28 protein-coding genes and 1 pseudogene are annotated in these 24,646 nt (G+C 33.0%); 8 read left to right on the top strand and 21 right to left on the bottom strand.

The genetic code is table 11. From position 1 onward, the window contains the following. Positions 1-88 precede the first annotated feature (88 nt). Positions 89-1,006, bottom strand: a complete 918-nt coding sequence (locus tag MOC86_RS25880; protein ID WP_268586775.1) for an arginase family protein — start codon at positions 1,004-1,006, stop codon at positions 89-91. Positions 1,007-1,087: 81 nt separating this feature from the next. Continuing rightward, the gene (locus MOC86_RS25875) at positions 1,088-1,927 is read right to left on the bottom strand and encodes a MerR family transcriptional regulator (RefSeq protein ID WP_268586774.1); all 840 of its coding nucleotides are present in this window, start codon (positions 1,925-1,927) and stop codon (positions 1,088-1,090) included. Positions 1,928-2,366: 439 nt separating this feature from the next. Here MOC86_RS25875 and MOC86_RS25870 point away from each other — a divergent pair, with 439 nt between their 5' ends. Both MOC86_RS25870 and MOC86_RS25865 read left to right on the top strand, forming a co-directional pair. Further along, a complete protein-coding gene (locus MOC86_RS25870) occupies positions 2,367-2,729 on the top strand; it encodes a hypothetical protein (protein WP_268586773.1) in 363 nt (120 codons plus the stop codon). Positions 2,730-2,799: 70 nt separating this feature from the next. After that, positions 2,800-3,468: a Type 1 glutamine amidotransferase-like domain-containing protein gene (locus MOC86_RS25865; RefSeq protein ID WP_268586772.1), complete on the top strand. Its 669-nt coding sequence runs from the start codon at positions 2,800-2,802 to the stop codon at positions 3,466-3,468. A gap of 105 nt (positions 3,469-3,573) precedes the next feature. On the opposite strand, the gene MOC86_RS25860 is transcribed toward MOC86_RS25865, so the two are convergent. Further along, entirely contained in the window at positions 3,574-3,948 is a 375-nt protein-coding gene (locus tag MOC86_RS25860; RefSeq protein WP_268586771.1) for a DUF3888 domain-containing protein, read from the bottom strand. Between the two features lie 372 nt (positions 3,949-4,320). After that, on the bottom strand, positions 4,321-4,929 hold the full coding sequence (locus tag MOC86_RS25855) for a TetR/AcrR family transcriptional regulator (protein ID WP_268586770.1): 609 nt from the start codon (positions 4,927-4,929) through the stop codon (positions 4,321-4,323). A gap of 102 nt (positions 4,930-5,031) precedes the next feature. Between MOC86_RS25855 and MOC86_RS25850 the strand changes: the two are divergent. Continuing rightward, positions 5,032-6,194, top strand: a pseudogene (locus tag MOC86_RS25850) (YhgE/Pip domain-containing protein). 424 nt (positions 6,195-6,618) lie between these two features. On the opposite strand, the gene MOC86_RS27590 reads toward MOC86_RS25850, so the two are convergent. The 16 genes from MOC86_RS27590 to MOC86_RS25780 form a co-directional block, all read right to left on the bottom strand. Next, entirely contained in the window at positions 6,619-6,939 is a 321-nt protein-coding gene (locus MOC86_RS27590; protein WP_419146693.1) for a TetR/AcrR family transcriptional regulator, read from the bottom strand. A gap of 220 nt (positions 6,940-7,159) precedes the next feature. Continuing rightward, positions 7,160-8,371: a cation:proton antiporter gene (locus tag MOC86_RS25845; RefSeq protein ID WP_268586769.1), complete on the bottom strand. Its 1,212-nt coding sequence runs from the start codon at positions 8,369-8,371 to the stop codon at positions 7,160-7,162. A 273-nt stretch (positions 8,372-8,644) separates the two neighbouring features. Beyond that, on the bottom strand, positions 8,645-9,160 hold the full coding sequence (locus MOC86_RS27585; RefSeq protein ID WP_419146692.1) for a methyltransferase family protein: 516 nt from the start codon (positions 9,158-9,160) through the stop codon (positions 8,645-8,647). A 1-nt stretch (position 9,161) separates the two neighbouring features. Continuing rightward, complete coding sequence (locus MOC86_RS25840; protein WP_268586768.1) at positions 9,162-9,617, bottom strand: SRPBCC family protein; 456 nt, start codon at positions 9,615-9,617, stop codon at positions 9,162-9,164. Then, complete coding sequence (locus tag MOC86_RS25835; protein ID WP_268586767.1) at positions 9,601-9,846, bottom strand: acyl carrier protein; 246 nt, start codon at positions 9,844-9,846, stop codon at positions 9,601-9,603. Before MOC86_RS25835 ends, MOC86_RS25840 begins: the two co-directional genes overlap by 17 nt. After that, on the bottom strand, positions 9,843-10,217 hold the full coding sequence (acpS, locus tag MOC86_RS25830; protein WP_268586766.1) for a holo-ACP synthase: 375 nt from the start codon (positions 10,215-10,217) through the stop codon (positions 9,843-9,845). The genes MOC86_RS25835 and acpS overlap by 4 nt, the downstream gene beginning before the upstream one ends. Further along, positions 10,214-11,455, bottom strand: coding sequence for a beta-ketoacyl-[acyl-carrier-protein] synthase family protein (locus tag MOC86_RS25825; protein ID WP_268586765.1), 1,242 nt, complete (start codon positions 11,453-11,455; stop codon positions 10,214-10,216). Before MOC86_RS25825 ends, acpS begins: the two co-directional genes overlap by 4 nt. 18 nt (positions 11,456-11,473) lie before the next feature. Then, positions 11,474-12,754, bottom strand: coding sequence for a beta-ketoacyl-[acyl-carrier-protein] synthase family protein (locus tag MOC86_RS25820; protein ID WP_268586764.1), 1,281 nt, complete (start codon positions 12,752-12,754; stop codon positions 11,474-11,476). Further along, positions 12,751-13,728, bottom strand: a complete 978-nt coding sequence (locus tag MOC86_RS25815; RefSeq protein WP_268586763.1) for a class I SAM-dependent methyltransferase — start codon at positions 13,726-13,728, stop codon at positions 12,751-12,753. The genes MOC86_RS25820 and MOC86_RS25815 overlap by 4 nt, the downstream gene beginning before the upstream one ends. A gap of 13 nt (positions 13,729-13,741) precedes the next feature. Then, positions 13,742-14,566: a cyclase family protein gene (locus MOC86_RS25810; RefSeq protein WP_268586762.1), complete on the bottom strand. Its 825-nt coding sequence runs from the start codon at positions 14,564-14,566 to the stop codon at positions 13,742-13,744. Continuing rightward, complete coding sequence (locus MOC86_RS25805) at positions 14,559-16,241, bottom strand: NAD(P)/FAD-dependent oxidoreductase (protein ID WP_268586761.1); 1,683 nt, start codon at positions 16,239-16,241, stop codon at positions 14,559-14,561. Before MOC86_RS25805 ends, MOC86_RS25810 begins: the two co-directional genes overlap by 8 nt. After that, positions 16,234-16,359 carry a hypothetical protein gene (locus tag MOC86_RS25800; protein ID WP_268586760.1) on the bottom strand — a complete coding sequence of 42 codons (126 nt, stop codon included), beginning with the start codon at positions 16,357-16,359 and terminating at the stop codon, positions 16,234-16,236. The genes MOC86_RS25805 and MOC86_RS25800 overlap by 8 nt, the downstream gene beginning before the upstream one ends. Before the next feature lie 11 nt (positions 16,360-16,370). Beyond that, entirely contained in the window at positions 16,371-17,390 is a 1,020-nt protein-coding gene (locus MOC86_RS25795) for a methyltransferase (protein WP_268586759.1), read from the bottom strand. A gap of 11 nt (positions 17,391-17,401) precedes the next feature. After that, positions 17,402-17,806: a cupin domain-containing protein gene (locus MOC86_RS25790; protein ID WP_268586758.1), complete on the bottom strand. Its 405-nt coding sequence runs from the start codon at positions 17,804-17,806 to the stop codon at positions 17,402-17,404. 32 nt (positions 17,807-17,838) lie between these two features. Continuing rightward, the gene (locus MOC86_RS25785) at positions 17,839-18,261 is read right to left on the bottom strand and encodes a sigma factor-like helix-turn-helix DNA-binding protein (protein ID WP_268586757.1); all 423 of its coding nucleotides are present in this window, start codon (positions 18,259-18,261) and stop codon (positions 17,839-17,841) included. 16 nt (positions 18,262-18,277) lie between these two features. Continuing rightward, positions 18,278-18,463 (bottom strand): helix-turn-helix domain-containing protein, encoded by a 186-nt coding sequence (locus MOC86_RS25780; protein WP_268586756.1) that lies wholly within the window; start codon positions 18,461-18,463, stop codon positions 18,278-18,280. A 359-nt stretch (positions 18,464-18,822) separates the two neighbouring features. Here MOC86_RS25780 and MOC86_RS25775 point away from each other — a divergent pair, with 359 nt between their 5' ends. From MOC86_RS25775 to MOC86_RS25755, 5 genes are all read left to right on the top strand, one after another. Next, positions 18,823-19,398 (top strand): TetR/AcrR family transcriptional regulator, encoded by a 576-nt coding sequence (locus MOC86_RS25775; RefSeq protein WP_268586755.1) that lies wholly within the window; start codon positions 18,823-18,825, stop codon positions 19,396-19,398. A gap of 62 nt (positions 19,399-19,460) precedes the next feature. Next, positions 19,461-20,405 carry an ATP-binding cassette domain-containing protein gene (locus MOC86_RS25770; protein WP_268586754.1) on the top strand — a complete coding sequence of 315 codons (945 nt, stop codon included), beginning with the start codon at positions 19,461-19,463 and terminating at the stop codon, positions 20,403-20,405. Further along, entirely contained in the window at positions 20,405-21,535 is a 1,131-nt protein-coding gene (locus tag MOC86_RS25765; protein WP_268586753.1) for an ABC transporter permease, read from the top strand. Before MOC86_RS25770 ends, MOC86_RS25765 begins: the two co-directional genes overlap by 1 nt. A gap of 13 nt (positions 21,536-21,548) precedes the next feature. Continuing rightward, complete coding sequence (locus tag MOC86_RS25760) at positions 21,549-22,670, top strand: ABC transporter permease (protein WP_268586752.1); 1,122 nt, start codon at positions 21,549-21,551, stop codon at positions 22,668-22,670. 143 nt (positions 22,671-22,813) lie between these two features. Beyond that, positions 22,814-24,331: an FAD-dependent oxidoreductase gene (locus tag MOC86_RS25755; RefSeq protein ID WP_268586751.1), complete on the top strand. Its 1,518-nt coding sequence runs from the start codon at positions 22,814-22,816 to the stop codon at positions 24,329-24,331. An 88-nt stretch (positions 24,332-24,419) separates the two neighbouring features. On the opposite strand, the gene MOC86_RS25750 is transcribed toward MOC86_RS25755, so the two are convergent. After that, on the bottom strand, positions 24,420-24,646 hold a 227-nt coding region (locus MOC86_RS25750; protein ID WP_268586750.1), incomplete at its 5' end, for a DDE-type integrase/transposase/recombinase.

Below are 24,646 nucleotides of genomic sequence, written 5' to 3'. Positions count from 1 at the left end.
CTATAAAAGTGTAACTAAGAGTAGATAACATATAAAAAAGAAGGGTATATCAAATCCCTTCTTTTTTATATGCTTCTCTACATTCGTGTTAGAAAATCCAGTTAAATGTAGGTTGGTCATCTTTATTGATGTCGCCTATTAAAGGAAGGCGCTGTAACATGTTTTGTAAAGCATAGGCATCCCACGGAAAATGTTCTGTAATTCCTAGTCCTACAATGTCATGGGATTTTGCAACATCTTGAAGGACACGTATAATGGTTTCAATACTAGAACCTTTTGACACTTTCTCCTTCATTTCATCGTAAGTATTCGGATTTGCAATCAAAAGAGAACGAAATTCCCTTAAATCGAGAACATCTAAATCAAAATGAATAAACACTTTAGCTGGATTTACGGTTTCTAACCAATTCAGTACAGATGAACTATCCTCTACCAAATCCTCTGGTAAAACGGCACTTAAATTAAACTGTTCCATTACCTTTTTTTCTGATGGCTGCCAATCATTTAATCCAACATATAGCACGTTATTAGGATCAACTAGTTTAGGAACAGCCGCCACAAACTCTTCATCTCCAACGCCTAGTAGGTTGGCCAATATATGAGCGTGATGATTCTCGAAATACTCAGGAGAATTTACATCAGGATGGGCATCAATCCATAGTATAGCTACATCTCCATCATATTTATCATTTAAATAGGCAATCGGCGCCAAATCTACACCGCAGTCTCCCCCAAACACAACAACTCGATCAGGATTATGCTTTTTTAAAATATCTGCAGCATCATGAAGTTGCTTCAATAAGGTGCTGCGCGCAAAAATTCCCTTTTCTACTTTTAATCCTTCTTCATTCAAAGAAACCGGTACTTCTTGTTGTATAGCGTTTGTGCTCGGAGCAAGCCAATTTAATAAGTGTGCTCCTAAAAAATAGGGAGGATTATTTCCGCCTTGCCATTGTGGCATAAGTAATCGAAGTGTCTTATTTTTTTCTTCTTTATGTTCTGTCATTAAATATCCTTCCTTTCAAACATTTATAAGAATTACATAACAAAGAATAAATCCTATAGTAACTATAGGGTCAAGAGTTAGTTACTTTGTTAATACTCTTAATTCTGTAAGAAACTGTTCTTCTCTTAATGAACTATAGTTGATAGGAAGAGAAACTTCATATACTTCTCCCTCTGTTTGGATACCATTAGATTCAATATAACGGTAAAGTTTTTGATAATATGAATTATAATATTCTGTAGACCAATCAAATGAAATACATACATATTCGCCAGATGAAATGGTATCTAAACTAATGGCTTTGTCCACTATATTTATCTGTTCTTCTTTAGGAATGGTCGTATAAATACTGGTGTAATAAATATCGTAGGAATTCTTATAGGACTTTAAGTCGTAAATACAACCATAATGATTATCGACCATATCTCCTTTTTCTTCTAAAACCTCAGATAATTTTCTCACATGTAAATCTGGCTGATCATGAGGATTAACTTGAGTTGTTTCGACTTTTAAAATAGTTTGTTTTTCTATATGTCGAAAATAAATCAACCCTTCTTCTTTTTTTCTGCATATTTCTAATTGTTCCTTAAGTTGATTTTTTCTTCTTTGAAGCAATCGTCGAGCGCGCTCGAGTTTTTCTATTTCATGCTCAATAACGTTTTCTTGCTCAGCAAGAAAGGTTTGCATATGCTCAGGGGTGCATGAGATGATATTTCGAATTTCTTCCAACGGAGTTCGAATATACTTCAGATACTTTATAACATCTAAATAGAAGAACTGTTTAACATGGTAATATCTATAACCAGTCTGTGGATTTATATAATTAGGCTTGAAAATGCCTATCCTATCATAATAGCGCAATGTTTGAATCGAAATGTTATTTAGACGGGCTGTTTCCCCAATTGAAAAATGCTGTTTCATAAGTATTATCCTTTCTCCTCTGTTAGTTATTAAGAAAGTATACATGATTATTATTTAAAACTTACATGAACTAACTGGAGAAGATGAAAACCTGTTGAAAAGAAGTTTTAACCATACTGTCTTCCTAAAGATAAAATAAGTAAATTTCGTCCCTTTTATTCCCTTTTGAGCAGGTCTAGGGAAATTAAATTACTTATATATCGACCATATATAGTTCTTTGTAGTGAGCAAGATTTTATATAAAATATATTCAATTGACGTATATAAGGCTCCTCTTAATAGAATATTATGTCTGTAAAAGTATACTTAAAGAGCAAGAAAAGGCTGAAACTCGTTGTAATTTAATGAGTTTCAGCTTTTATTACTTCCTAGAATTTAGCTTATGTAAACTAAGTTTGTATATGTTATAGATTAAATGCTAAAAGGAGGAAAGGAATTAATGGACCGTATGTTTAAATTCCTCAAAACATTTTTGAGTGGCAATTATGAGGATTTTGCGAAGCAATTAGGTTTTGCATCCTGGAATGAAGTTATGGAGAGTACGTTTGAAGTCTTTCAAATCCCTCCTGATGCTTCTTATTTTGCCACACAATTATCAAAGGGGACATGGATTGTTTGGAATGATGAAGGTCATCCTCCATATTCCTTTTTGCAATTTAATACCTGGTATGAAGCCATTGAACATTTAAGAACAGTATTTGAGGAAGAAGGATATCCAGAGGAATGTTGGAATCCCGAGGGATTTGATACAGAGGAAGATGTCTTTGATAATGTTCCTGATAAAAATAAAAGAATCCAATAGTTAACTTCTGTTTTCGAGGATTATGTTAACTAATTTTTTATATGGTATAGATTAGATAAGGGGGGATTTTATGACTAAACTATTTTTATCAGGTGGTGGGAATGCAAAACAAACGAAAGAAATTGATAAAGAATTTGTTAGTCAGGTTAATTTAAGTAAACCGTTATTATATATCCCTATTGCACTAAAAGGGGCCATTTCGTATGAATCATGCTTTGAATGGATAAATAGCACATTAAATCCTCTAGGAGTTCAAAACATTGTTATGTGGACAGATTTATCAAATAAATCAATTAAAGATTTAAATCAATTCTCTGCTGTATATATTGGTGGAGGAAATACATTTAGTTTACTAAATGATTTGCGCAACTTTGGTTTTGATGAGGTTTTAAAGGAGTATGTAGAAAACAAAGGCGTGGTCTATGGAGGAAGTGCAGGAGCCATAGTATTAGGGTCGAATATTATGACCTGTGCTCATATGGACTCTAATATCCTAAATTCACAAGATTTCGATGGATTAAATCTTATTGGTAATTATTCAATATGGTGTCATTATCAAATGGAAAACGATCATTTAATCAAAAGTTATATGAATGAGTATAACAAACCTGTAATTGCTTTATCTGAAGATACAGGGATTTGTCTTTGTCCGGATGGGTTTAAAGTTATAGGTAATACGCCAGCCTATGTCTTTGAATTTGAAAATAAAAGAAGAATTGAATCCGATACTTTTATTTAAGCTAGCTTAAAGGATAGTGTTGATGTTCAAGATGTTGAAAGGGAACCCCAAATGTATTGGAGTTTTCTTATTTCGTTAAAGTCCCTAGACCATTGAAGGAATCAATTAAGGTATTTCGAATTTATGCCATTCGCTTTCAGGTATAACCCTGTTAAAATAATCAATTGGGTTCACCTTGTTGCCCTTAATTCTAAAAGTAATGACCTCTTCCATATAAGGTGGGTTATGTGGCCCTTCAAAGGTTACTACTTGAACTGTTATGAAAAAAACATCCTTGTTCTTTTTGGCTTGTTTGATTTCTAATATTTTTTCATTACCACTAAACCAACCTGTCCCTACAACAGACAAAATGGGTTCCTGCAATAGCTTGATTAATTCTTCTTCTAACAAATCTTCAGGTAAATCAGACGCATTCGAGTATGTGGTAGGTACAGTTAATATAAAAACTAAAACTATCAAAAATAATGTTTTCTTTATCATATGACCACCTCAGTGCATAGTGTTCCTTCACTAAGGTTTATTTATTAAATCTTGTTGTTCAGTTATGCTGTTCTTTAATCGTCCGTAAAAGTATACTTTTACGGACGGTTTATGGAAAAGAGTGAGTTCGCTCACAACAATTTTATAGAGTAGAGAAAGAGTAAGTGAATTAAAAAGATGTAATACTTATGTGTATGACATCCTTTATTTAACTCCAAAAATTAACATAAGAAAGTAGACGATCAACGAGATGGAAGGAATGGTTATCTAAGTTCACATATTTGTCCTTTTATAGATTGGTTTCTTTGTATTATTCCTTATAATTTCACATTAAAAATCTATTTACCAAGGAAAATACCCCTTTTCTTATGATTACTTTTTCAAACCTGCTGCAACAAAGGGTCCGTTAGCCGTTATGGTCAATAGGATTTGCGCCATTTTTTCAGGAGATTCTTTTCCCCCACTATTTAACCATTGCTGAATTACACCAATATGGGCTGAAGATACATAGGAAATTAAATATTCCTCTGGAACGCACAAATTTTCCTGTTTAACCATTTCATGTTCAAATAGAGTATTCCACATAAATTTTTTTAACTCGGTTTGAAAAGATAAATCCCCTTTTGGTCCTAAAATAGCTTTCATAAATCTACTATTGTCGTTTAAGTATTCAAACATTAATACAGTAAGGGTAAATGGTTTTGATGTAAGAGTTGAAGTTCTAAGTTCCTCTATAGCCTGCGGAAAATATTCTTTCCCAATTCTAAGCATCTCGCTCATAATCTCTTCTTGGCACTTAGTCATTAAATCGAATTTATCCTGATAGTGGGCATAGAAGGTCCCTCGGTTTATGTTCGCCCTTGTTGTAATATCTTTGACTGTTATAGCTTTGAATCCCTTTTCTTCTATTAATTCTACTAAGGAATCCCGAATCGATTCTTTTGTTCGCATAACGCGTAAATCTCTATTACTATCTCGCATTTTTTATCCTCCTTGAGTATTTATCCAACACATTATTTATAAGTGTTCTATAACCAACACAATTAAGATTTTTGATGATTGAATAAGAATTGATTTAGACTTATAATTCAATTCTTATTATTATCGCCCGTTATTGCATTGATCGTTATTTTTATTTTTTCTCTAATCTTATTTCCTTAGGTGCAATCTCAACCGAAAAATCTTCCGGTTGCCATCGTTAATGAAGATCAAGGCTTAGATATCCCTAATCAACCAAAGATCAATATGGGAAAAAATATTGATCAAACCATCCAAAAGACGTCTACAACAGATGACGAATCTGTTATAAAACGGAAAATGTTGGGGGGATTACAAAAAGACTTAGATAACTAAAAGCATTATAGAGCGTTAGTCATTCCAAAAGATTTTAATACAAAGCTAGCTTCACTACGAACCCCAACACCTTCTTCACCTGAAATAAAAATATTTATTAAGCAGGGAATGAATACGGCTGCTTCTACATTGACGGGGCAGGTATTAAATCAAGTATTAGATAATCTGAATAGTAATGTTCGTACTCAACTACTAGAGGAGTCTAACAAACAAAGAATCAATCTAACAGTCGTACAGTCATCTAGTTTAGCAACGACTATTAAGAAAAACGTTATAAACGTAAATGAGGTCGATATGAATAGTACAAATGGAAATGCCCCTGTTTATTTATTCCCACCCCTGTGGATGGCCATTATGGTTAGTACAGCTATCATCTTTGTTGCTGTTAGTAAAATGCCGATCAAAAGTAGAATGGAGAAATTTGAGATAAAAATTGTTCAAATTTTAATGGGGGCTATTGTAGCTCTTATCGTTGGATTGGGCTTTACTTGGATAGCAGATGGAATGGTAGGGCTTGATATTGCGGATACTGCCTTGTTTTTAACAATTACGGCATTTAGCTTCTTCTTAATGATTTCAGCTGTCCTATCATTTTTAGTATTAAAGGAGTACCTGTATTTGCCTTATTATTATTCTTTGGGTCACCTTTAATCGCCATGGCTCCTGAAATGATGTCTTCGCTTTATCGGAATTGGATTTATTCTTGGTTGCTGATGTAATTCATGGTAGACGGACTTCGTGAATTGTTTTTCTTCGAAAAAGGATTAAGCTGGAACACTCCTGTTTCTGTCTTAGTATGGATTGGATTAGTAAGCATGTTAATCCTACTAGCCTCTGCCTTAAGAGTCAATTCAGCAAAAGAGCAAGAATCCCAAAGGAAATTAGAAAGATAATAAACTATTTCGCTCCTTGAATACAAATAGTTCATACTAAAGAAAGTCGTATCACTCTTAAGTGATACGGCTTTTAGATTAAAATAAGGTTATCCGATAATTTAAGGACATTCATAAACTTAACAGGTTTACATTTTATCAATAATCTATACTCACTTTAGTGAGTGTAGGGACTGACTAGTAAAAAGGAAAGAAGAAGATGCCTATATATACAACAATAGATCAATATACATGTATTGCATATGGAACAACAGCATCTGATATGTACGATTATAATGATGAAGGAATTACATTTACGTTAATATATAAGAAAAAAGGGATGAAACCCTGTTTGTATATGCATTTCTAGTTTACATAATTCTAATGAGAATTTTTCTTTCCTTCATTTTATTAAGGTACTGTATCAAAATATCTTTTAATCCTCTTAGAAATCCCGTGATTTGTTGTTCAAGCTCCGGAAAAAGTTTTTTTCTTTCAAACCAACTACAATTAAATTCTCATTTCTCCTTAGAATTTGCTGATATAATCTAGAGAACATCAATAAATCTTCTTCCAAATACCATTGTACTCCCTCTCTTATAGATTTTGAAAAGGTAGGAATATATGAGAATTGTTCAAAAGCAGATATTGAAATTCCTTTCTTATTCTTAAAATGACGAAATAACGTTGATTCATTTACTCCGGATTCATTTGAAATTTCACGTGTAGCGGTCCCCTTAAAACCTTTCTTCTTTATTAATTCCAAAGTTGGTTTTAATGTTCTCTTACGTGTACTCCGATAATTTATTATAATTCAACACCTTCTTTAGAATCTTACATATTGTTAGTTTATAAAGAATCCCTATCTTATTTTCGGGAAAGAGAAGTATACATAATATATAAATTTTACTGTTATTTAGAATAGATAATCCTAGATTAATTTGGGGGTTATTTGTCTAGGGAAAAGGAATGAGGTATTAAATTCATTATTTTGCTTTTTTTTCTTTACCTAATACATTATTTTTGTATATTTTTAAGACTGAATTCCTTCTATTCATTTTACTTTCAAATTGAATAATATATTTAGTAAGAGGTGGGGATATTAATGTTGTAATAACCACTATTATGATAGTTGGAGTGAAGTAATCCGGCGTTAATAGTGAATTCTGAAGCCCAGCAGACGCTATCACTAATCCTACTCCTCCTTTAGATATCATTCCAGATCCAATAAGTAGCGAAGATTTCGTAGGTAATCCTGACAATCTGGATCCCCATACCCCACTTATCAGCTTAGTTAAAATAGCAACTAAGGAGAATGTTGCTATAAATATTAGTTGATTATCCATATTCTTAAAAGATATATTCAATCCTATACTGACGAAAAAGACTGGTACAAATATGGAGTATGCAACCGGTTCGACTTTACTTACAATTGTATCTTTGTGATTAGTCTGTGAGATGGCGAGGCCAGCAGCAAAAGCACCTATCATTCCGGACATCCCCATTAGGTTTGCAAAATAGACGTAACTAAAACAAATTGCTAATCCTGTAGAGACTAAAGGTTCTGAAACCTTTAATTTCATCATCACGTTTAAGGTTTTTGGTACTATAAACCAACCTACTAATATGATCACAATGAAAAACATTATCTTCTTAACAATAAGGTCAGTTAGAGAAATATCCTTATCTATTCCAAATAAACTAATTAAGATAGCTAATAATACAACAACAATTATTGCATCTATTACTGCAGCGCCTAGAATAATATTACCTTCTTTAGAGTTTAGTTTATTTAAATCCTTAAGCACTTGCACAGTGATACTTACAGATGTCACACATAGTAGGACACCCATAAATAATGAAGAAGTTCTATCTAAATTAAATAATTCCCCTAATCCTACTCCCCCGATAAAAGGGAACAGGATCCCCAGTATAGCTACCATAAGTATGGGTTTCCAATTACTTTTAAGTTGGTGTAAATTTGTTTCTAAACCCGCCATAAACATAAGTAGTAAGACACCAATTTCAGAGAAATAGTAGATAAATTGGTCGTTGTGAATCCAATCTAAAGCCGCAGGACCCAACAAAATTCCGACAATTAACTTTCCTAATACAGGTGGTTGTCCCAAACGAACCGATAGATGACCAGAAAGTTTTGTCAAAAGTAATATCAAAGCTAGGGATAAAATAAACGTCATATGCTAGGAATCCCCCTTACTATCTTGAGTAAAGCTTAAGTTTTTTCAATAAAATATAGGAGGTGTGAATTCTTTAAAGAATTCACACCTCCTCTTTCCCTAATACTAATGTCTTCCCAAATAATTAATCCCTGGGTAATGGACGCAAATAGATGATTTTTATAAAAATATCTTTTATAATTTATTCTTAATTAGGGAAGACATAGATAATATGATTAGGAGTATGGATACTTTTCTATTCACGATAAGAGAGTAGTCTATAAGAACAGAATACTAAAGATTTCTTTTATAATTATTCTGTTTATGATAGGAATAGTTAAGGTTAATCCATCTAGGTGTCTTATGAAAATAATTATCATATTCCTTACCAAATTTCCGTCTTAGGCTCGGTTCTTCAATCTTTATAATTAAAAATGTTGATATGATTAGAAATATAACTGTCCAGATTAAAATACCAATAGATTTAAAAAACAGTCCTTCACCTAAAAGGATAGCTAGGAACCCCAAGGTCATGGGATTTCTACAATACTTATAAGGTCCGTAGACAGCTAATTTCTCAGGTGGTTTATCCCATAATGGGGTATCCAAATGACCGTAAATTATCCTAGCACTCACTATTACATTGAGGATTCCAAAGATCATAAAGCCTAAACCTGCTGAATTTATTAGAAAAAACCATATAAAACGATTAATTGGCACATTAATAGGTATTAAGATATAAAATAGATAGGGGATACATAAACCAAAAAAGCTAGGAATCAGAAAATTTATTATCTTGCTCTTCCGCATATTATTTAATAAGAGAATGCATATTCTCTTCAATAGTTTTTTTAATATTTTCTTGATTAATTTTAGTGTTTTTATCCATTTTCTCTGTCACTTTATCTAATGGTTCTCTAAAGCCAGGGTCAAGTTCAAAGTCTTGTACCCAGGTCATTAAAGTACCTTCCGGATGATGTTCATAATACCAAGTTAAATGCATATAAAGGAAAGGAAACATTGGTTCAATGCGTTGTGCAATTGCTGTGTATTCTTTATGGTCTAATAATCTATATGATTTCCAAGTACTATCTCCCTTACCTAATTCAAATACAATCTTTGTAAATCTACCTTCTTTTTCAACATTCAAAATCTTATTATTGTGGTAATCGCTGAATAGCTCATTCCATTTGCTAATATCATTTGTAATATTGAACACTTTTTCAATATCTTCTCGTATTACAATGCTATTATTTATTCTTGGCATAAGTATCCTCTCCCTTAAGTTCTACTAGATTATATAAATCCCTCAAGTTCTCCAATGCCTTTAGTTCCTCTAGAGTTAGGAGAATATTTAATTTATCTTTAATTTGAAAAGCTAGTTCTACTAATTCTGTTGAGTCAATTCCTAAATCATCAATTAAAGAAAAGTCATCATTTAAGTCTTGAGTTTCAAAACCAATCTGTAGCATAATATCGTTTATTTCTGTTTTCATTGAGATCCCCCTATATTCATAGCAATAGCAGTTGCTAGGTTTTTATCATGCGAAATACTACATCTCCATTGTAGATGGGAAAAAGAATCAGCTGCTTTTCCCTTAAGATTTATCACTGGTTCTTTCGAATGGCCCCTCAAGATTTCAATATCTTTCAAACTGAAGATTTGTGTGTTAGGTAAAGACTTAATTATAGCCTCCTTTAAAGCATAACGGCCAGCAAGTGAATTCCAATTAAAGTCTTGAGTTTTAGACTTTGTTAAATTAAGTTCTTCCTGTGTAAAAATCATTTGTAGAGGTCGTATCCCCCATCTTTCATATAATGTTTTAATCCTTTCAACATCCACTAAATCTATACCAATACCGTTCAAGAACTAACCCCCCCCACAACGAAACTTAGATTGTTTCCGCCCATACCTCTCGAAATAATAAGAGCATTGCTAATATCTTGTTTGTACGGTTGTTTGGTGACGAAATTCAAATCATCAAATCCATAAGCTGGTGTTTCCAAGTTGATGATTGGTGGGATGAGCCTTCTTTCAATAGATAATAAGGAAAGCATAATGTCAGTTACAGCTGCAGCACCTAAAAGATGACCAAAGGAAGCCTTAGGACAGGTTAAAATAGGTTTATCGCCATCCTTAAAGACCTCTCTGTATGCATAAACCTCAGTTGCATCCTCTGAAGGAATCCCCGTTCCATGTAAAAATAGCAGGTTTACTTCTTCTGGAGAAATTGAAGCTCGATCAATGGATTGTTGCATTGATCTTGCAAGTTTTTGACCATCCGGACGATGAGTGTAATATGGATAATAGGCATCATTTGTAACACCCCATCCTTTTATTTCTCCATAGATTTTAGCGTTTCTATCCTGAGCGTGACTTAGTCTTTCAAGAACTAGGAAAGTACTACCTTCCCCTAAAACCATTCCACTGTGTTCCTCAGAAAAAGGTTTATACGTCTCCGAGGGTTCATTTTTATTAGGTGACAAATAACCACTAGACTCGCAACATAACCACCCATAAGGGGATAAGGGTGCTTCTGTTCCGCCCACTAGTACAATATCTGCCTCATTTCTATTCAATGTACTAATTGCATCCTGAAGTGCATATGCGCTACTTGCTCTATCCGCAACAAATGTTCGAGCTTTTCCCTTAATGTTTTGAGCAATACTTATATATCCTTGGGCCGAGGTTGGAAACCATGCTGTAGCTTGATAAGGACTTACATACTCTTCGCCCTTCACCCATAAATTCCTTAATTCCCTTTCTGCAAATTCCCATCCTCCTAAAACATTTCCTACCATAAGGGAAAGCCTATTGGGATCAAAGTCCCCTGTATTTATTTGGGCATCGTCTAAGGCCATCTGTACGGCTGCTAGAGCTAATTGCGTGAAACGATCAGTCTTTTTTACAAGTCTTTTAGAAATATAATCTGTAGGTACAAAATCTTTGATTTCTCCAGCAACATTTGATTTATATTTTGAAGAATCAAATCGGGTAATGAAATCAATGTATGAGTCATCTTTCAATACATTATCGAAAGTATTATCCGCCCCAATTCCAGCTGGATTGAGGGTTCCTATACCTGTAACAACTATATTGTCCATTTTTCTACTACCGCCTCTCTAAAAACTCTCTAGAATAATAGCTGAGTGTAAACCTGAAAAGCCACTAGCAATACTTAGAATATTTTTTAATTCTTTCTTTCTAGACACATTAGGAATATAATCTAGATCACATTCCTCATCTTTTGAGTTGTAATTAATAGTGGGATGTAAGGTGTTATCTTCTAGACTTTTTAAAGAAGCTATAATTTCTAGAGCGCTAGCAGCAGATAAGGGATGTCCAGTCATTGATTTAGTAGAACTAACTGGTATTGAATAAGCTAATTCTCCAAAAACTTTTTTTATTGCCTTCGTTTCACATCTATCATTTTGGGGGGTAGAACTACCATGTCCATTTATATAATCAATATCTACTGGTTTTAAGTTTGCATGACTTAGGGCGTTTTCAATAGCCCTTGCTAAATCTTCTCCGTCACTTACTAAATCTGTCATATGTAGAGCATTACTGGTATTACTAAACCCTGTAATATAGCCATAAATTTTTGCTCCACGTCTTTTAGCATGATCCTCATCCTCCAAGATAATGATACCGGCCCCTTCGGAAAGAACAAATCCATCGCGGTCGCGGTCATAAGGTCTAGAAGCCTTAGAAGGATTATGATTGTTTTTTGTGGAAAGACAATTTATAACATCAAAAGCCCCGTAAGAAATAGGTGTAATAGGTGCCTCGGACGCACCAGCTATCATGACATCCATATCCCCATTTAAAATTTGTTCATATGCATAGCCAATTGCGTCAATACCCCCAATACAACCTGTAGAGAGAGTAGTACATGGACCTTCAGCTCCAATAAGAGAAGCAATAATTTTAGATGGAGTATTAGACATTGATGATAAATATAGGTTGGGGGATCCCTTAGAAGGATCTATTTCCTCTGTACCATTGTTCGTAACCTCCACAAATACCTCTTCCATATGTTTTGTTCCGCAAATAGCCGTGGATAACGATACGCCGACACGTTCAGTATTAAAATCACTACTTCTATTTGTTAAGTTACTATTATTTTTAGCTAATTCTGCAGCTAAAACAGCAAATTGAATATAGCGATCTAATGACTTAATGTCACTAGGGATCCGTGATAAATCATTTAGGGAGAAATTTTCAACTTCTATAGATACATTAGCATTAAAGTTATTTATATCTTGAAAGAGGCGAGATGATTCAATATCCTTTAGATTCTTGGCTTTTGTGTAACCTAGTTTTAGATTATCCCAGTAGTTATCAACTCCTATTCCAAGTGGACTTACTACTCCCATTCCTGTAATAGCTACTTTTCTCAATATTTCTCACTCCTTGCAATGAGTATTGGATAGGGTTTTGTGTCAAAAATATTTTCAATTTGAAAACCTGTCTCCTTTAGAAGAGAACACGCTTCATTTATAGTAAATATTCCACCACTACAGGTATTAACTAACATGCTCAGGTCTAATAAATTTGCAATAGATGGCCCATTAGCTTCATCACTATGAAATACATCGTATATTATTATTTTTCCATTGTCTTTTAGGTGTCTTTGTAATGAAACTAATAATGTTTTTGAGTATTCCTCACCATAAAAACGTAAGAAATTTGACAGAATAATATAGTCATACTCATCGTTAATCCTAGAAATAAATTTAATATTATCTTGACAATTTTTATAGTTAGTTTTCATGCGTTCGTTAAAAACTTTTTTATATTCCTCGGAATCAAATGCATCAATAACAGCTTCATTATATTTTTTAGCAAGGGCATATGTCCATTCACCTTCACCGCAATGATAATCAAGGACTCTTGTGTTATCAAAATTATAGGGAAGTGTAGACAGAAGTCTTTCTACAATTGGGAAAGCTAGGTTATAGCTCTTTTTCTTCATATGTAATAGGAGTTGACTATTATCATTTCGTTCATTTTTTAACATGATGGTATCTAAAGCGCCCCAACTATCCCATTGTTTAAAGACTAATGCCAAGTGTTCTCCTATATAATCTTTACTTGATGAACAAAGATATTTTGAGGTATTTAAATATATATCACTTTCCTTAGATAGTAATCCCATATATACTAAGGCTTCTAATAACTTTTTGACATTCTCCTTCTTAATAGACGTTATTTCTGAAATAGCTTCAACTTGATTTTTACAGGTTGATTCCACAATATCAAAGAGATTAAGTTTAAGGGAGAAATCTAAGACTTTACTTCTTACGAATCCATAGTTTAGATCAAGTAAATCTTTCAAGTTAATATCTTTAGTTGTTGAATTAACTGTTTCCATATTTTACTTCCCTTCATGTTATAGCTATTGCCCTAATCCAACTTGCTCCTACATCTTTGATCGAGATTGGTAAACAGGAAACCTTGAAACCATGAGATACTGGAATGCTTCTAAGATTTGCTAACCTCTCAATATGCAAGTAATGTCTCTCTCTACCTAGCATATGGCTAGGCCATAAATTACTAGAGTCTTTATTTACTAAATAGCTAGTTGCCATTTGCATAAAGGGGAGATCGAAACCATTAGTATCTATTCCTATAATTTTAATTCCTTGATCAATCAACCATTCAGTTGCTTCCCTAGACATTCCAGGGTGCTTAGTGAAATATTCTTTTTTAGGCCAATATTTATCGAAATCTGTTCTTATAAGTACTATGTCAAATGGCTTTAGTGTATAATTAATAGAAGATAACGCAGTTCTTATATCTTTCTCTGTTATAAGTGTATTATGAACTTTATGTGTTAAATCAAGTACTACTCCATCGGAGATAAACCAGTCTAGGGGTAGTTCATGTATAAATGGTGCTCTTTCTCCTTCACAATATGGGCCAAAATGGAAAGGTGCATCAATATGTGTACCACAATGTACAGATAGAGACAGAAATTCATTACTTAAAAACATATTGTCAGGGAAGCTACTATTTTTTAGTAGCTTCCTATGTCTAAGATACTTAGGGATTCGACTAATTTTTTCTATAATAGAAGATCTTTTCGGGAAAAAGACCTTTTTCCAAACTAAATTTCCACCTTCGCTGTGCTCAACTTGTTTTTTTTTAACAAATGTTGGGTCTGGAACTTTATCATCAATAGGCAAACTTAAATCAATGATATTAGACATTTGTGGCACCTAATACTCGATTATTTAATGTAATTAATCCATAATTATGACAAAGCTTTAACCATCGAACTAATTCTAATTCACTTATTTCACTTTGAAGCTTCTCTGATAGAATCATTTTCAATTCTGTTACACTTAGTCTGTCTAATTTTAATGACTCTACTAAATTTTCCAACAAAGGAGATAACTGAATAATATCTCCGAATGGATTCTTTAGCACACGTTTTTTATTCATCTTATTTGCGTTTGGTATTACAGGAACGAAATACTCATTTTTAATTTCGACTCTATTGTCTAGTTCAATTACTGTTTCAGAATTGATAGTTGTATTGTCCTTCCCTTCGTCCCTTAGGTTTTGATTTATATGATCAAATACCATAAACATTGTTTCTTCGTTAAAAGTAGTATGAGTATTTCCGATTTTTTTGCGTTTTTCCATAAAATCGTTAATTACTTTCTCAGTGTCTTTCTGGTTTAGTCCAGAAATTAAGCTAATAAAGGCTTGTCGATCTCCGGTTTGGTCTACCTTTTCATGTGCAAGCTTAGGTTGTACTAGATTTCGGGCTCCTGAAAAATAATCTTCCTTAGATTTCTTCTGAGTGTCATACATGTTATTGCACAATGCAGTAAAGGTGTTATAATTTCGTATATACATTTCTTCATATCGTTTAAAAACATCATTCTCTACATTAGGTTCATCTAATAGGGTATTTAAAGCATATGCCCCCATCATTCCATTAGAAGTAGCTAACATTACACCGGATGAGAGGATAGGATCTACAAAACATGCAGCATCTCCCACCATAAGCCATCCTTCACCAAATAAGTTTGTATTACGGTAAGAATAGTCTTTAGTAACTTTAATATTGGCCACTTGTTTCGCATTTTCTAGTAGTGAAGGTAAAGTATCAGATGAGTTAATAGCATCTAAATAGAATTTTTCAAATCCTTTTTCTCTTAATACTTTACGACCCGTTGGAGTTACAATGGCGCCTACACTGATTAGGTTATTATCAAAATCAAGTGGGATATACCAGAACCAACCGTGTTCGAATGTGATGTAGATGACATTTCCTTTATCATGTCCTTCTAATTGTTTACCATTTTCCCAATAAGACCATACTGCTACATTTTTAAAGTCTGGGTTATATTCTATACTTTTAAGCTTCTTACCTAAAAATTTATCTTGGCCACTTGCATCTACTACATATTTAGCTTTAGCTTTATAAGTTTGATTACCATTTTCATAGATAACACCAGTAGCTCGATTTTCTTCGAATATAATTTCTTTGACTACGGATTGCTCTTTAACTTTTGCACCTTTTTCCTTTGCATTATCCAACAAGATTTTATCAAAAACATCTCTTTTTACTTGTCTAGCAGCTGGTAATCCATTTACTTCACCAAAATATACTGTCCAAGGTGTTCTATCTTTTCCCCAAATAAAGGTTCCCCCTGGTTTCGGTACAAAAGATGTATTTCTAATCTTTTCACTAACTCCTAGCTTATCGAATACTTTCCAGTTAGCAGGTAAGAGAGACTCACCTATGTGTTCGCGAGGGAACTTTTCTTTCTCAAGTAATAAAACATTTCTACCCCAACTAGATAATAGGGTGGAGATACTAGAACCGGCAGGTCCACCTCCAATGACAATTACATCATAAGTTTCAGCCATTTGCTGACTCTACCTCCATCTCTTGACTTTCAGTCTCATTTTCCGGCTCTATAACAACATGTGGTAAACCAAAATCGTTTAATATAACTAAGTGAAATTCCGGTTCTTTATTTTCCATTATTTATCCTCCTATTTATACATCTCGATTACTGAGGAGATAGGTGATACTTTCTTTAGGGTAATGTCTTTAAACCCAAGTTCATTAATCCAATCTAGTATAGTTTGTTCACCATGAACTTCTCCTTCTGCTGTATTAGCTAGTAGGATTAAATTAAATAGATAAGGAAAAGTGGTTTCAGCTCTTTCTGGCAGATGAGCATGCATAATTAATTTTCCACCTTCAGGCAATAGAGTATAGATCTTTTTTAATATTTTGAATGCTTTGTCTCTTCCATATCCATCTAGTACATGTGATAGTAAAACAGTATCTATATTTTCAGGTAGACTAATATTAAAGATGTCTCCTTCAATAAATGTAATTTGATTTTCAAGATTTTGATCTTTAACAAATTCTTTAGCAACTTCACAAGTAGCTCCATAATCAACTGCAGTAATTTTCACATGAGGATTTTGCTTAGCATATTCAATAGAGTATGCTGCTGATCCGCATCCCATATCTAAAAGATGATTACCCTTTATACTACTGTTAGATACTAACGATTTAGCTTGAACGACTGAACTAGCATGCATAGCCTTAATAAAAGTACGAGTCCCTTGACGATCTTCATTAGCCCCCGCACCCTCATTGGCATAACCGTCTTTTTTTACTCTACCGGTAATAGAAGTATTATTTATTAAAGCTTCATCTAACATAACAAAGTTATTGTAATGTGCCTCTTGATGCTTTGCTAAATTTCCCATATATCCTGGTTTGCCTTCAACTAAGAAGGCTGATGCAAGTGAACTATTATGAATTAGTTCATTATTTTTATGAAGCAGTCCAATTCCTATACATGATTGAACAAGGATTCTAGTTGGTCGAGGTTGTAAATCTAAACTTTTTCCAATTTCCTCGATGCTTTTTGGTTCTTTATCGAGTAGTGTGAATAATCCGAAATTTATGCCTGTAAATATAGCTTTGGATGAAATAAATCCAGTAATAAGTTTATGAACTTCTGTAGGGTTTAGTTTTTCAACTGTACTATTCAACAATCTGCCTCCTATTTATTAGATGTGTATTCATAAGGTTTTTCACTTAAGAAATAGTTATGAATAGGTGGTCGCTCAGTTGGGGCTACTACAATAAACTTACATTCTTCTCCTTCACTTGTAGTAAATCCATGAGGTTCATTTCTAGGAATGAAAACGACATCTCCCTTTTCAATTGTTACATTCTTCTCTTCTTTAGGTAATTGCAATTGACAAGAGCCTTCTAATACAACAATCTCATGTTCCCAATCATGGTAATGAGGAGGAGTAGAGCCTTGGGGTTCGATATGAAATAACGTCATAACAAATCGGTCTGCTCCGTCTGGCGTATCAATTAAACGTTTTAAGGTTGTTTGTTTAGCTCCTGGTTCACGTACAATATCAGATTGAATATCTTTAATACTTCTTTTAATCATTTTTCATCCTCCTAAGTTTTATTTACATATAACTAAAAGACACTTTTTAAGTTAAAGGTCTCACAATCTTCTAAAAAATTTCTAATTTTATTAAATGCTTGGTTTTTAATCCGAAATATACTACTTCTAGCCATATCCATTTCTTGTGCAATTTCTTGGATTTTTTTATCTTCCCAATAAATCTTTTTAATGATTTGATATTCTAAAGGTTTTAGTTGCCTCATAATCTGTTCTATAGTGGTTTTAAGAACAACATACTCTTCCAAGTTAGTATGCCTTGTTTCAGCAATACTATAAACAAGGTCCTCGTTATCGTCCCTACTTTTACACTTGTTTAAAGTGTTTTGTTCATAATAATCCTTAGATTTGTAATATTTTTGTAGGCGTGATCGTTTTCCTGTTAGGTTCATAATGATATATTTTGTGAATTGTCTCTCAGTACAAGTATTTAACATAGATATCTATCCCTTCCTATTGTCTAACTTCAAATTTATCTATTGCTTTTAAGAAAACTATACTTAATTCTTGAATGGCATCTTCTAGTTCCATATAGGTTAGTGTTCTTGCATATTTAATAATTAGGGGATGAAATCTTTCTATCAATTCTCGTTTACTATCCTCTTGACCATTTAGAGCCTCTAATATCAAATGTTCCATCAATACTCACCTTTCAACAATTAATTCGGGATATGTTTCTATAACTAATAAAACGAAAAAAATTAAAAGAAAATTCCATTAATTAATTGATTAATTATACCTACGTAAATCATAATAAACAAAAATTATACATATCACAACATTTTTTGAATAATATGTATACATAGTTATAATGAACCATTTAAATCGTTTATATCTATGTTGCTTAATAGTGCGTAGATCTATTTGACTAATTCTAAATATAAGTTTTTAGTTCCAATGTAAGCGGTTAATATAAAGGTAGAAAAAATTGACTTATATTCTATATTTTTTTATAATTAATTGAACAATTAATTAAATGATTAATAGGGGGTTATATAGTGACTAAAACTAAATATACAGAGAAAAGAGATTTACTTATAGAGGCGGGTTTACGAGTGTTTTCGAGGAAAGGATTCTCTGGTAGTACTATAAAGGATATAGCTCAGGAAGCTGGTGTTACAAGTGGTTTAATCTATCATTACTTTGATAATAAAGAGGATTTACTTTGGGGGATTATAGAGGAACATACCCTAAATCATAAACTTTATAATATTATAAAGTTTTCTACTGAAGATCTAACTATTGATGAACTATTACAAGATATTTTAACGGCTGTTTTTCACTTTTTAAAAGAGAAACCATATTTCATTTCAATGTTTCTAGGAGAAGCTCAAAGAAATCCTAAAATTAGAAAACGTTTGATAAACCTTATTCGAGAAGCAACTGAAGGACTGAGTTATTTTATTGCAAACAAATACAAACTTGATTTTCACTATGTAGAGGTAGCAGTTAGAAATACACTTACTGCATCATTTATGCATCATTTACTTTATATGGAGGGTGATAACCCAGTTATTGATGAAGAAAGATATATACAAAATACTATCCAACAGCTTAGTAAGGTTCTAAACTAATTTTTTTAAAATAAAATTAATTGAACAATTAATTAATGTTTGTACAAGAAGGGAGTATACTTATGTCCGAAAAGGCTATTAAATGTATAGGAATTACGAAAAATTTTGGGAACTTTAAGGCGCTTGATAATATCAACTTAGAGATACAGGGAGGTGAGATATTTGGGTTGTTAGGCCCCAACGGTTCGGGGAAAACTACATTAATTAATAGTATAACTGGACTATCTCAACCGACTCAAGGTAACTCATATATTTATGGAATTGATAGCGTAGCAAATACAAATAAAGCAAGAGAACTTCTAGGTATGGTCCCTCAAGAAACAGCTATTTATATGAAATTGACAGGATATGAAAACTTAGCATTTCATGCTGATTATTATAATGTTTCTAAGAAAGTTAAAGAACAGAGGATTAAAGAAGTATTAGACATTGTACAGCTTTACGACCGTCGTAATGACAGAGCAGGAAATTACTCCGGTGGGATGAAGAGAAGGCTTCTACTTGCTAGAGCAATGCTTACGAATCCTAATATTATTATTATGGATGAACCTACATTGGGAGTAGATGTGCAGGCCAGAAACGCTATTTGGAACCAAATATTAGAATTAAGGATGCAAGGAAAAACAATACTTCTAACAACTAATGTTATGGAGGAAGCAGAATATCTTTGTGACCGTCTTGCCATTATAGATCGAGGAAAATTAATTGAGATGGGTACTCCATCTAATTTAAAAGAAAAAGTTGGGGAAGGAATTATTGAATTAGAAGTATCTCCTCATCAGAAGTCACTAGCTGAACCTTTTAAATGTTTTAAATCAGTTAAGAAGGTTGAAGACAAAAATCCCAAATATCTTCTGACACTTCTAAATGAAGAGAAGGAAGATATTATTCCTGATATTATTTCGATTGTAAGTGAAAATAACTTAAGGATTTTAAAAATATCAATGAGAGAACCAAGCTTAAATGATGTCTTTTTACATTTCACTGGAAGGAAGTTGAGAGACTAATGAGAGTAATATGGTCGATAATAAAAAAGGATACCAGACTGATGTTACGTGAACCCTTTTATATAGGGATATCCATTATTCTCCCTATAATGTTTTACATTTTCTTTAGTATTATTACTTCGGGAAGTGCAACGGTTCCTATAGCGCTTGTAGACAATGCTAATAATGCAAATTCTAAAGAGTTCACTTCATTATTTAGTGAGAAACTTGATGATAAGAGAGACTTGGAAGCACCTTATTGGGAGATAGTGTCTACAGACACTAAAAAGTCTATGAATATGTTTAATAACAGGGAAGTAATGTCTGTCGTAATTATACCGGAAAGCTTCGACGAAAATTCTAAGGTTACTATGAAAACTCATAACGTGAATAGTGATTATACTAAAAACTATCAATTAAGATTAGATGAGCTTATAAATTATTATAATCACAATAAGTTCAATACTGATAAACAAATATCAATAAAAGAGCAATCTTGGGTTCCAAAAGATATACCTATGTTAACGTATATGGCATCTAGTCTCCTAGTGTTCGCTTTTCTCTATGGAGGAATGGTTAATACAGGGGTCTTAATCGCAAGGGAATGGGAAGAAGATACTGTTAAGGAATTACTCCTATCCCCTGTATCTAAAACCTATCTTGTAATAGGTAAGATGCTTTCTGGTTTAATACCTACATTTATCAGTGGAGGTATTATCTATCTACTAATTTACTTAGTTCAAGGATTTAAACCTACCGGAAGTTTATTACTAATATCTTTGTTAGTATTAATAACAGCTCTTTTAGGGGTAGGTATAGGGGTCTTAATTGGTTCCCTTACTAAAAGAATTTTGCCTACAATTCAAATTAATATAATTATTGCAGTAGTGTCCTTAATTATAGGAGGAGGATTTAGTCCTTTAGATGGTTTAGCTTGGGGAGGAATTTCTCAATATATATACTACTTCTCTAAAGTTTTGCCACCTTATTATGCATTTAAGGCCGGCCACTTAATTATGAACACTGAGTTTTTAGATAACTTCTTTATGTATCTATTAATTGTATTCGGATCAAGTTTAGTAATAATATTTTTAGCTTCCTTATATCTCAGCAAAGGACTTAAACAAGCACCTAGACCTAAAGTTTATTAAAGGAGTGACAAAATTGATTAAACTAAATGTGATATTAGGGCTAATAAAGAAGGATTTAAAGGTCACTAGACGTGATCCTGTAACTTTTACTGCGGCTTGTATGGCTCCCCTAATTTTATTATTTATTTCTGTAATATTATTTAGTGGAGATGGAGATAAATGGCCAATTGGTTTAGTTGTTGAGTCAGAAGGACCGTATTCCCAAGAGTTAGTAGAAGAAATAAAATCTGCAAAATCCAATATCTCACCTTACTTTTCTATAATTACAATGGATAAAGAGAAGGCTAATGAATTAGCCCATAAAGGTAGACTTACTATGGCAATTAATATTCCAGAGGATTTTGATAAAAAGTTTGCCAAGGGTAATTCCCCGACTATAAACACATATCAGTATAATGTAAATACTGATATGTCGAAAAATACAAGATTAAGGCTTGAGCATGTTCTAAGAAATTTTCAGGATAAATATGCAGAAAAGAGTATTAGGAATGATTTAGTATCGCCAGAATTTCAGACAACTTTTTCAGATGATACACCTCGAAAAACATATATAGCTTTAGGCGTTCTTATATTCTCCCTTATGTTTGGTGGAGTTGTATTCGGATCATCTATTGTAGTTCAGGAATGGGAAGAAACAACTATAAAAGAGGTACTTTTATCGCCTACTTCAAAGTGGAATTTCATCATATCAAAGTTACTTTCATCTAGTTTACTCTCTCTAACAATATTCTTCATTTTATTGTTAATTAATATTTTTATATTTAACTTGCACATAGAAAACCACATAGCTGAACTTATCGTTCTTATTTTAATAGTAGTTATTTCAAGCTCAGCTGTTGGGATTCTTCTAGGATTATTAGTAAAGACAAATAGAATTACTTTACCAATTTCAATTATATTGTCATTTGCCTTCTTCTTTGTTTCGGGAGGATTCAGCAGTGTTGCTACTTTACCTGAATTGGCCAGAAATTTAAATATTATCATCCCTCCTTCCTATGTATATGAATCAATTCAGGATATTATCTTATTTCATATTGTTGGAGGGAATTATGCAAGCTCATTAATTATTTGGATTTTAATCCTTTTAATAGCTTTACCAGCTTCATATATATCCTTTACGAAGAGTAAGATTTAAATAGTGATTTTATCTATACCTCAAATGGATCCAGATGAGATGAAATTCTCCTTATTAATGTATTATAAAATAATTATGGAGTAAATATTTAATAACATTTGGATCCAACTCATACTTTGAAAAGGAGTGGAAATTGAATTGAGATGAATAACATTACAAATAAGGTAGTTATAGTAGGTGGAGGGCCGGTAGGACTGACTTTATCACTTATATTAGCTCGTTATAATGTTTCCTCATTAATTTTTGAAAAAAGAAAAGAAGCCACTCCATTAGATGAATCTAGAGCAATAACGTGGATGCCTCGGGGATTAGAATTGTTAAATTGGTTAGGGATTTATGGAGATTTTCATGAGAAAGGGGTTTTTCGTACTTTCCATCAATTTAGGAACCAACATCGTGAACTCCTTGTTTTGCCTTTCAAAACATTGCAAACACCTTATAGTTATTCTCTCCAACTTCCTCAACATGAAACGGAGACAATCCTTGAAAAAGCAGCTCTGGGGACTGGATTAGTAGAAATTAGAAGAGGACATGAAGTAAGCGATATTGGGCAAACAAAAGAGAATGTAATGGTTAAAGTTCAATACGAAGGTGGAAGCTATAAAATTTATGCTCCTTTTGGGGTTGGGTGTGACGGTAGCAAAACCATAGTTAGAGAAAAGTTAGAAATAGAAAAGAATTGGAGGGATTTTGGTTTAAACTCAGGAGTTGCAGATTTTGAATTAAATAGTGATCTTCCTAAGGATGTTTCAAATATTATTTTAGATCCTGAAAGACCCTATGGCTTTTTTTATTTTGCACCCAAACGTTGGAGGATGATTTATAGGATAAATAAAGGTGAAGACCGAGAAAAAGCAAGTAGTTTCGAATTCGTTCGAGGACTTTTACATGAAAAGCTACCAAATGCAAAGATTAAACGTATACTATGGGCAAGTGCATTTAGGCTAGGTGAGGGTCAAAGTAATAAATATCATAAAGGAAGATGGGTATTAGCTGGAGATTCTGCTCATGCTATGGGGCCCTCTGCAGGAGCAGGTATGATGGTAGGAGTGCTTGGGGCTTGGAGGCTTGGCTGGAGATTGGCTCTTTTAGTAAATAAACAACAGAATCTTACTAGACTTCTCCAAGATTATTCAAGGGAACAAAAAGTGGGAGCTGACGAAATACAAGACAATAATGCTATAATCTTTAGAAATATGGCAATAAGCAATCGATTCCTAGCTACTGGACGATCAATTATATTAAAGTCCCTTGGATATATTCCAGTATTTAAAAAAAAAGCTATTGAGAAAGATGCTCTTTTAAATCAAATTCTACCAGTTTCCAATGCAGTAGATCAATATGTTTCAAAATCTGCTAGTAATTTAAAATCATATGGAAAATGGATCTTAGGTAAGAGGATGCCGTATATTTCAAATGAGGAAGGGATTCATCCACTAGAACAAAATACGACTAAACATATGTTTATTTCTATTGGTAAATACCATCCACAATGGGAGCAAAAGTACTTTGAGTATCTGTGCCAGGACTTAGAATATCCTATTTGGGAAGAATTTTTGCATATAGGTTCTACCTCTAAATATAGAAAAGACGGCAGAGATTTTGTATTTGCACTAGTTAGACCTGATCAGCACATAGTCTCTATATTAAAATTTAGTTAACTTATTGGAATATCAATAACAAAGACGGTTCTGGTGCAAAAACCTATTCCTAGAAACATAGAGAACCAGTTTCTTTTAAGTTGCTAACTTATGAAGCTAATCCAAACAGTTGATGGATGAATTCTTTTTGATTTTGGACAGACGTCACCCTTTGGTGAGTCTGTTTCTTTTTAATCATATGCATGGCTTCTATGCCACACAGTATGTAAGTAGCTGTACGAAATGACTTCAATCCCAGCATAGAACGAACTCGCTTCTTTATAAAACGGTGATCTTGCTCCACGATATTGTTGAGGTATCTTGCTTGCCTTACTT

It is taken from the genome of Priestia endophytica, assembly GCF_026790145.1.
Taxonomy (GTDB): domain Bacteria; phylum Bacillota; class Bacilli; order Bacillales; family Bacillaceae_H; genus Bacillus_I; species Bacillus_I endophytica_A.
Note: the sequence above shows the minus strand (reverse complement) of the source record. Positions and strands in the feature narration are given on the sequence as shown.

Excerpts from the sequence above, each read along its gene's own strand:
- MOC86_RS25880 (WP_268586775.1), bottom strand. The coding sequence starts at position 1,006 with ATGACAGAACATAAAGAAGAAAAAAATAAGACACTTCGATTACTTATG.
- MOC86_RS25875 (WP_268586774.1), bottom strand. The coding sequence starts at position 1,927 with ATGAAACAGCATTTTTCAATTGGGGAAACAGCCCGTCTAAATAACATT.
- MOC86_RS25870 (WP_268586773.1), top strand. The coding sequence starts at position 2,367 with ATGGACCGTATGTTTAAATTCCTCAAAACATTTTTGAGTGGCAATTAT.
- MOC86_RS25865 (WP_268586772.1), top strand. The coding sequence starts at position 2,800 with ATGACTAAACTATTTTTATCAGGTGGTGGGAATGCAAAACAAACGAAA.
- MOC86_RS25860 (WP_268586771.1), bottom strand. The coding sequence starts at position 3,948 with ATGATAAAGAAAACATTATTTTTGATAGTTTTAGTTTTTATATTAACT.
- MOC86_RS25855 (WP_268586770.1), bottom strand. The coding sequence starts at position 4,929 with ATGCGAGATAGTAATAGAGATTTACGCGTTATGCGAACAAAAGAATCG.
- MOC86_RS25845 (WP_268586769.1), bottom strand. The coding sequence starts at position 8,371 with ATGACGTTTATTTTATCCCTAGCTTTGATATTACTTTTGACAAAACTT.
- MOC86_RS27585 (WP_419146692.1), bottom strand. The coding sequence starts at position 9,160 with ATGCGGAAGAGCAAGATAATAAATTTTCTGATTCCTAGCTTTTTTGGT.
- MOC86_RS25840 (WP_268586768.1), bottom strand. The coding sequence starts at position 9,617 with ATGCCAAGAATAAATAATAGCATTGTAATACGAGAAGATATTGAAAAA.
- MOC86_RS25835 (WP_268586767.1), bottom strand. The coding sequence starts at position 9,846 with ATGAAAACAGAAATAAACGATATTATGCTACAGATTGGTTTTGAAACT.
- MOC86_RS25825 (WP_268586765.1), bottom strand. The coding sequence starts at position 11,455 with ATGGACAATATAGTTGTTACAGGTATAGGAACCCTCAATCCAGCTGGA.
- MOC86_RS25815 (WP_268586763.1), bottom strand. The coding sequence starts at position 13,728 with ATGGAAACAGTTAATTCAACAACTAAAGATATTAACTTGAAAGATTTA.
- MOC86_RS25810 (WP_268586762.1), bottom strand. The coding sequence starts at position 14,566 with ATGTCTAATATCATTGATTTAAGTTTGCCTATTGATGATAAAGTTCCA.
- MOC86_RS25805 (WP_268586761.1), bottom strand. The coding sequence starts at position 16,241 with ATGGCTGAAACTTATGATGTAATTGTCATTGGAGGTGGACCTGCCGGT.
- MOC86_RS25800 (WP_268586760.1), bottom strand. The coding sequence starts at position 16,359 with ATGGAAAATAAAGAACCGGAATTTCACTTAGTTATATTAAACGATTTT.
- MOC86_RS25790 (WP_268586758.1), bottom strand. The coding sequence starts at position 17,806 with ATGATTAAAAGAAGTATTAAAGATATTCAATCTGATATTGTACGTGAA.
- MOC86_RS25785 (WP_268586757.1), bottom strand. The coding sequence starts at position 18,261 with ATGTTAAATACTTGTACTGAGAGACAATTCACAAAATATATCATTATG.
- MOC86_RS25780 (WP_268586756.1), bottom strand. The coding sequence starts at position 18,463 with ATGGAACATTTGATATTAGAGGCTCTAAATGGTCAAGAGGATAGTAAA.
- MOC86_RS25770 (WP_268586754.1), top strand. The coding sequence starts at position 19,461 with ATGTCCGAAAAGGCTATTAAATGTATAGGAATTACGAAAAATTTTGGG.
- MOC86_RS25765 (WP_268586753.1), top strand. The coding sequence starts at position 20,405 with ATGAGAGTAATATGGTCGATAATAAAAAAGGATACCAGACTGATGTTA.
- MOC86_RS25755 (WP_268586751.1), top strand. The coding sequence starts at position 22,814 with ATGAATAACATTACAAATAAGGTAGTTATAGTAGGTGGAGGGCCGGTA.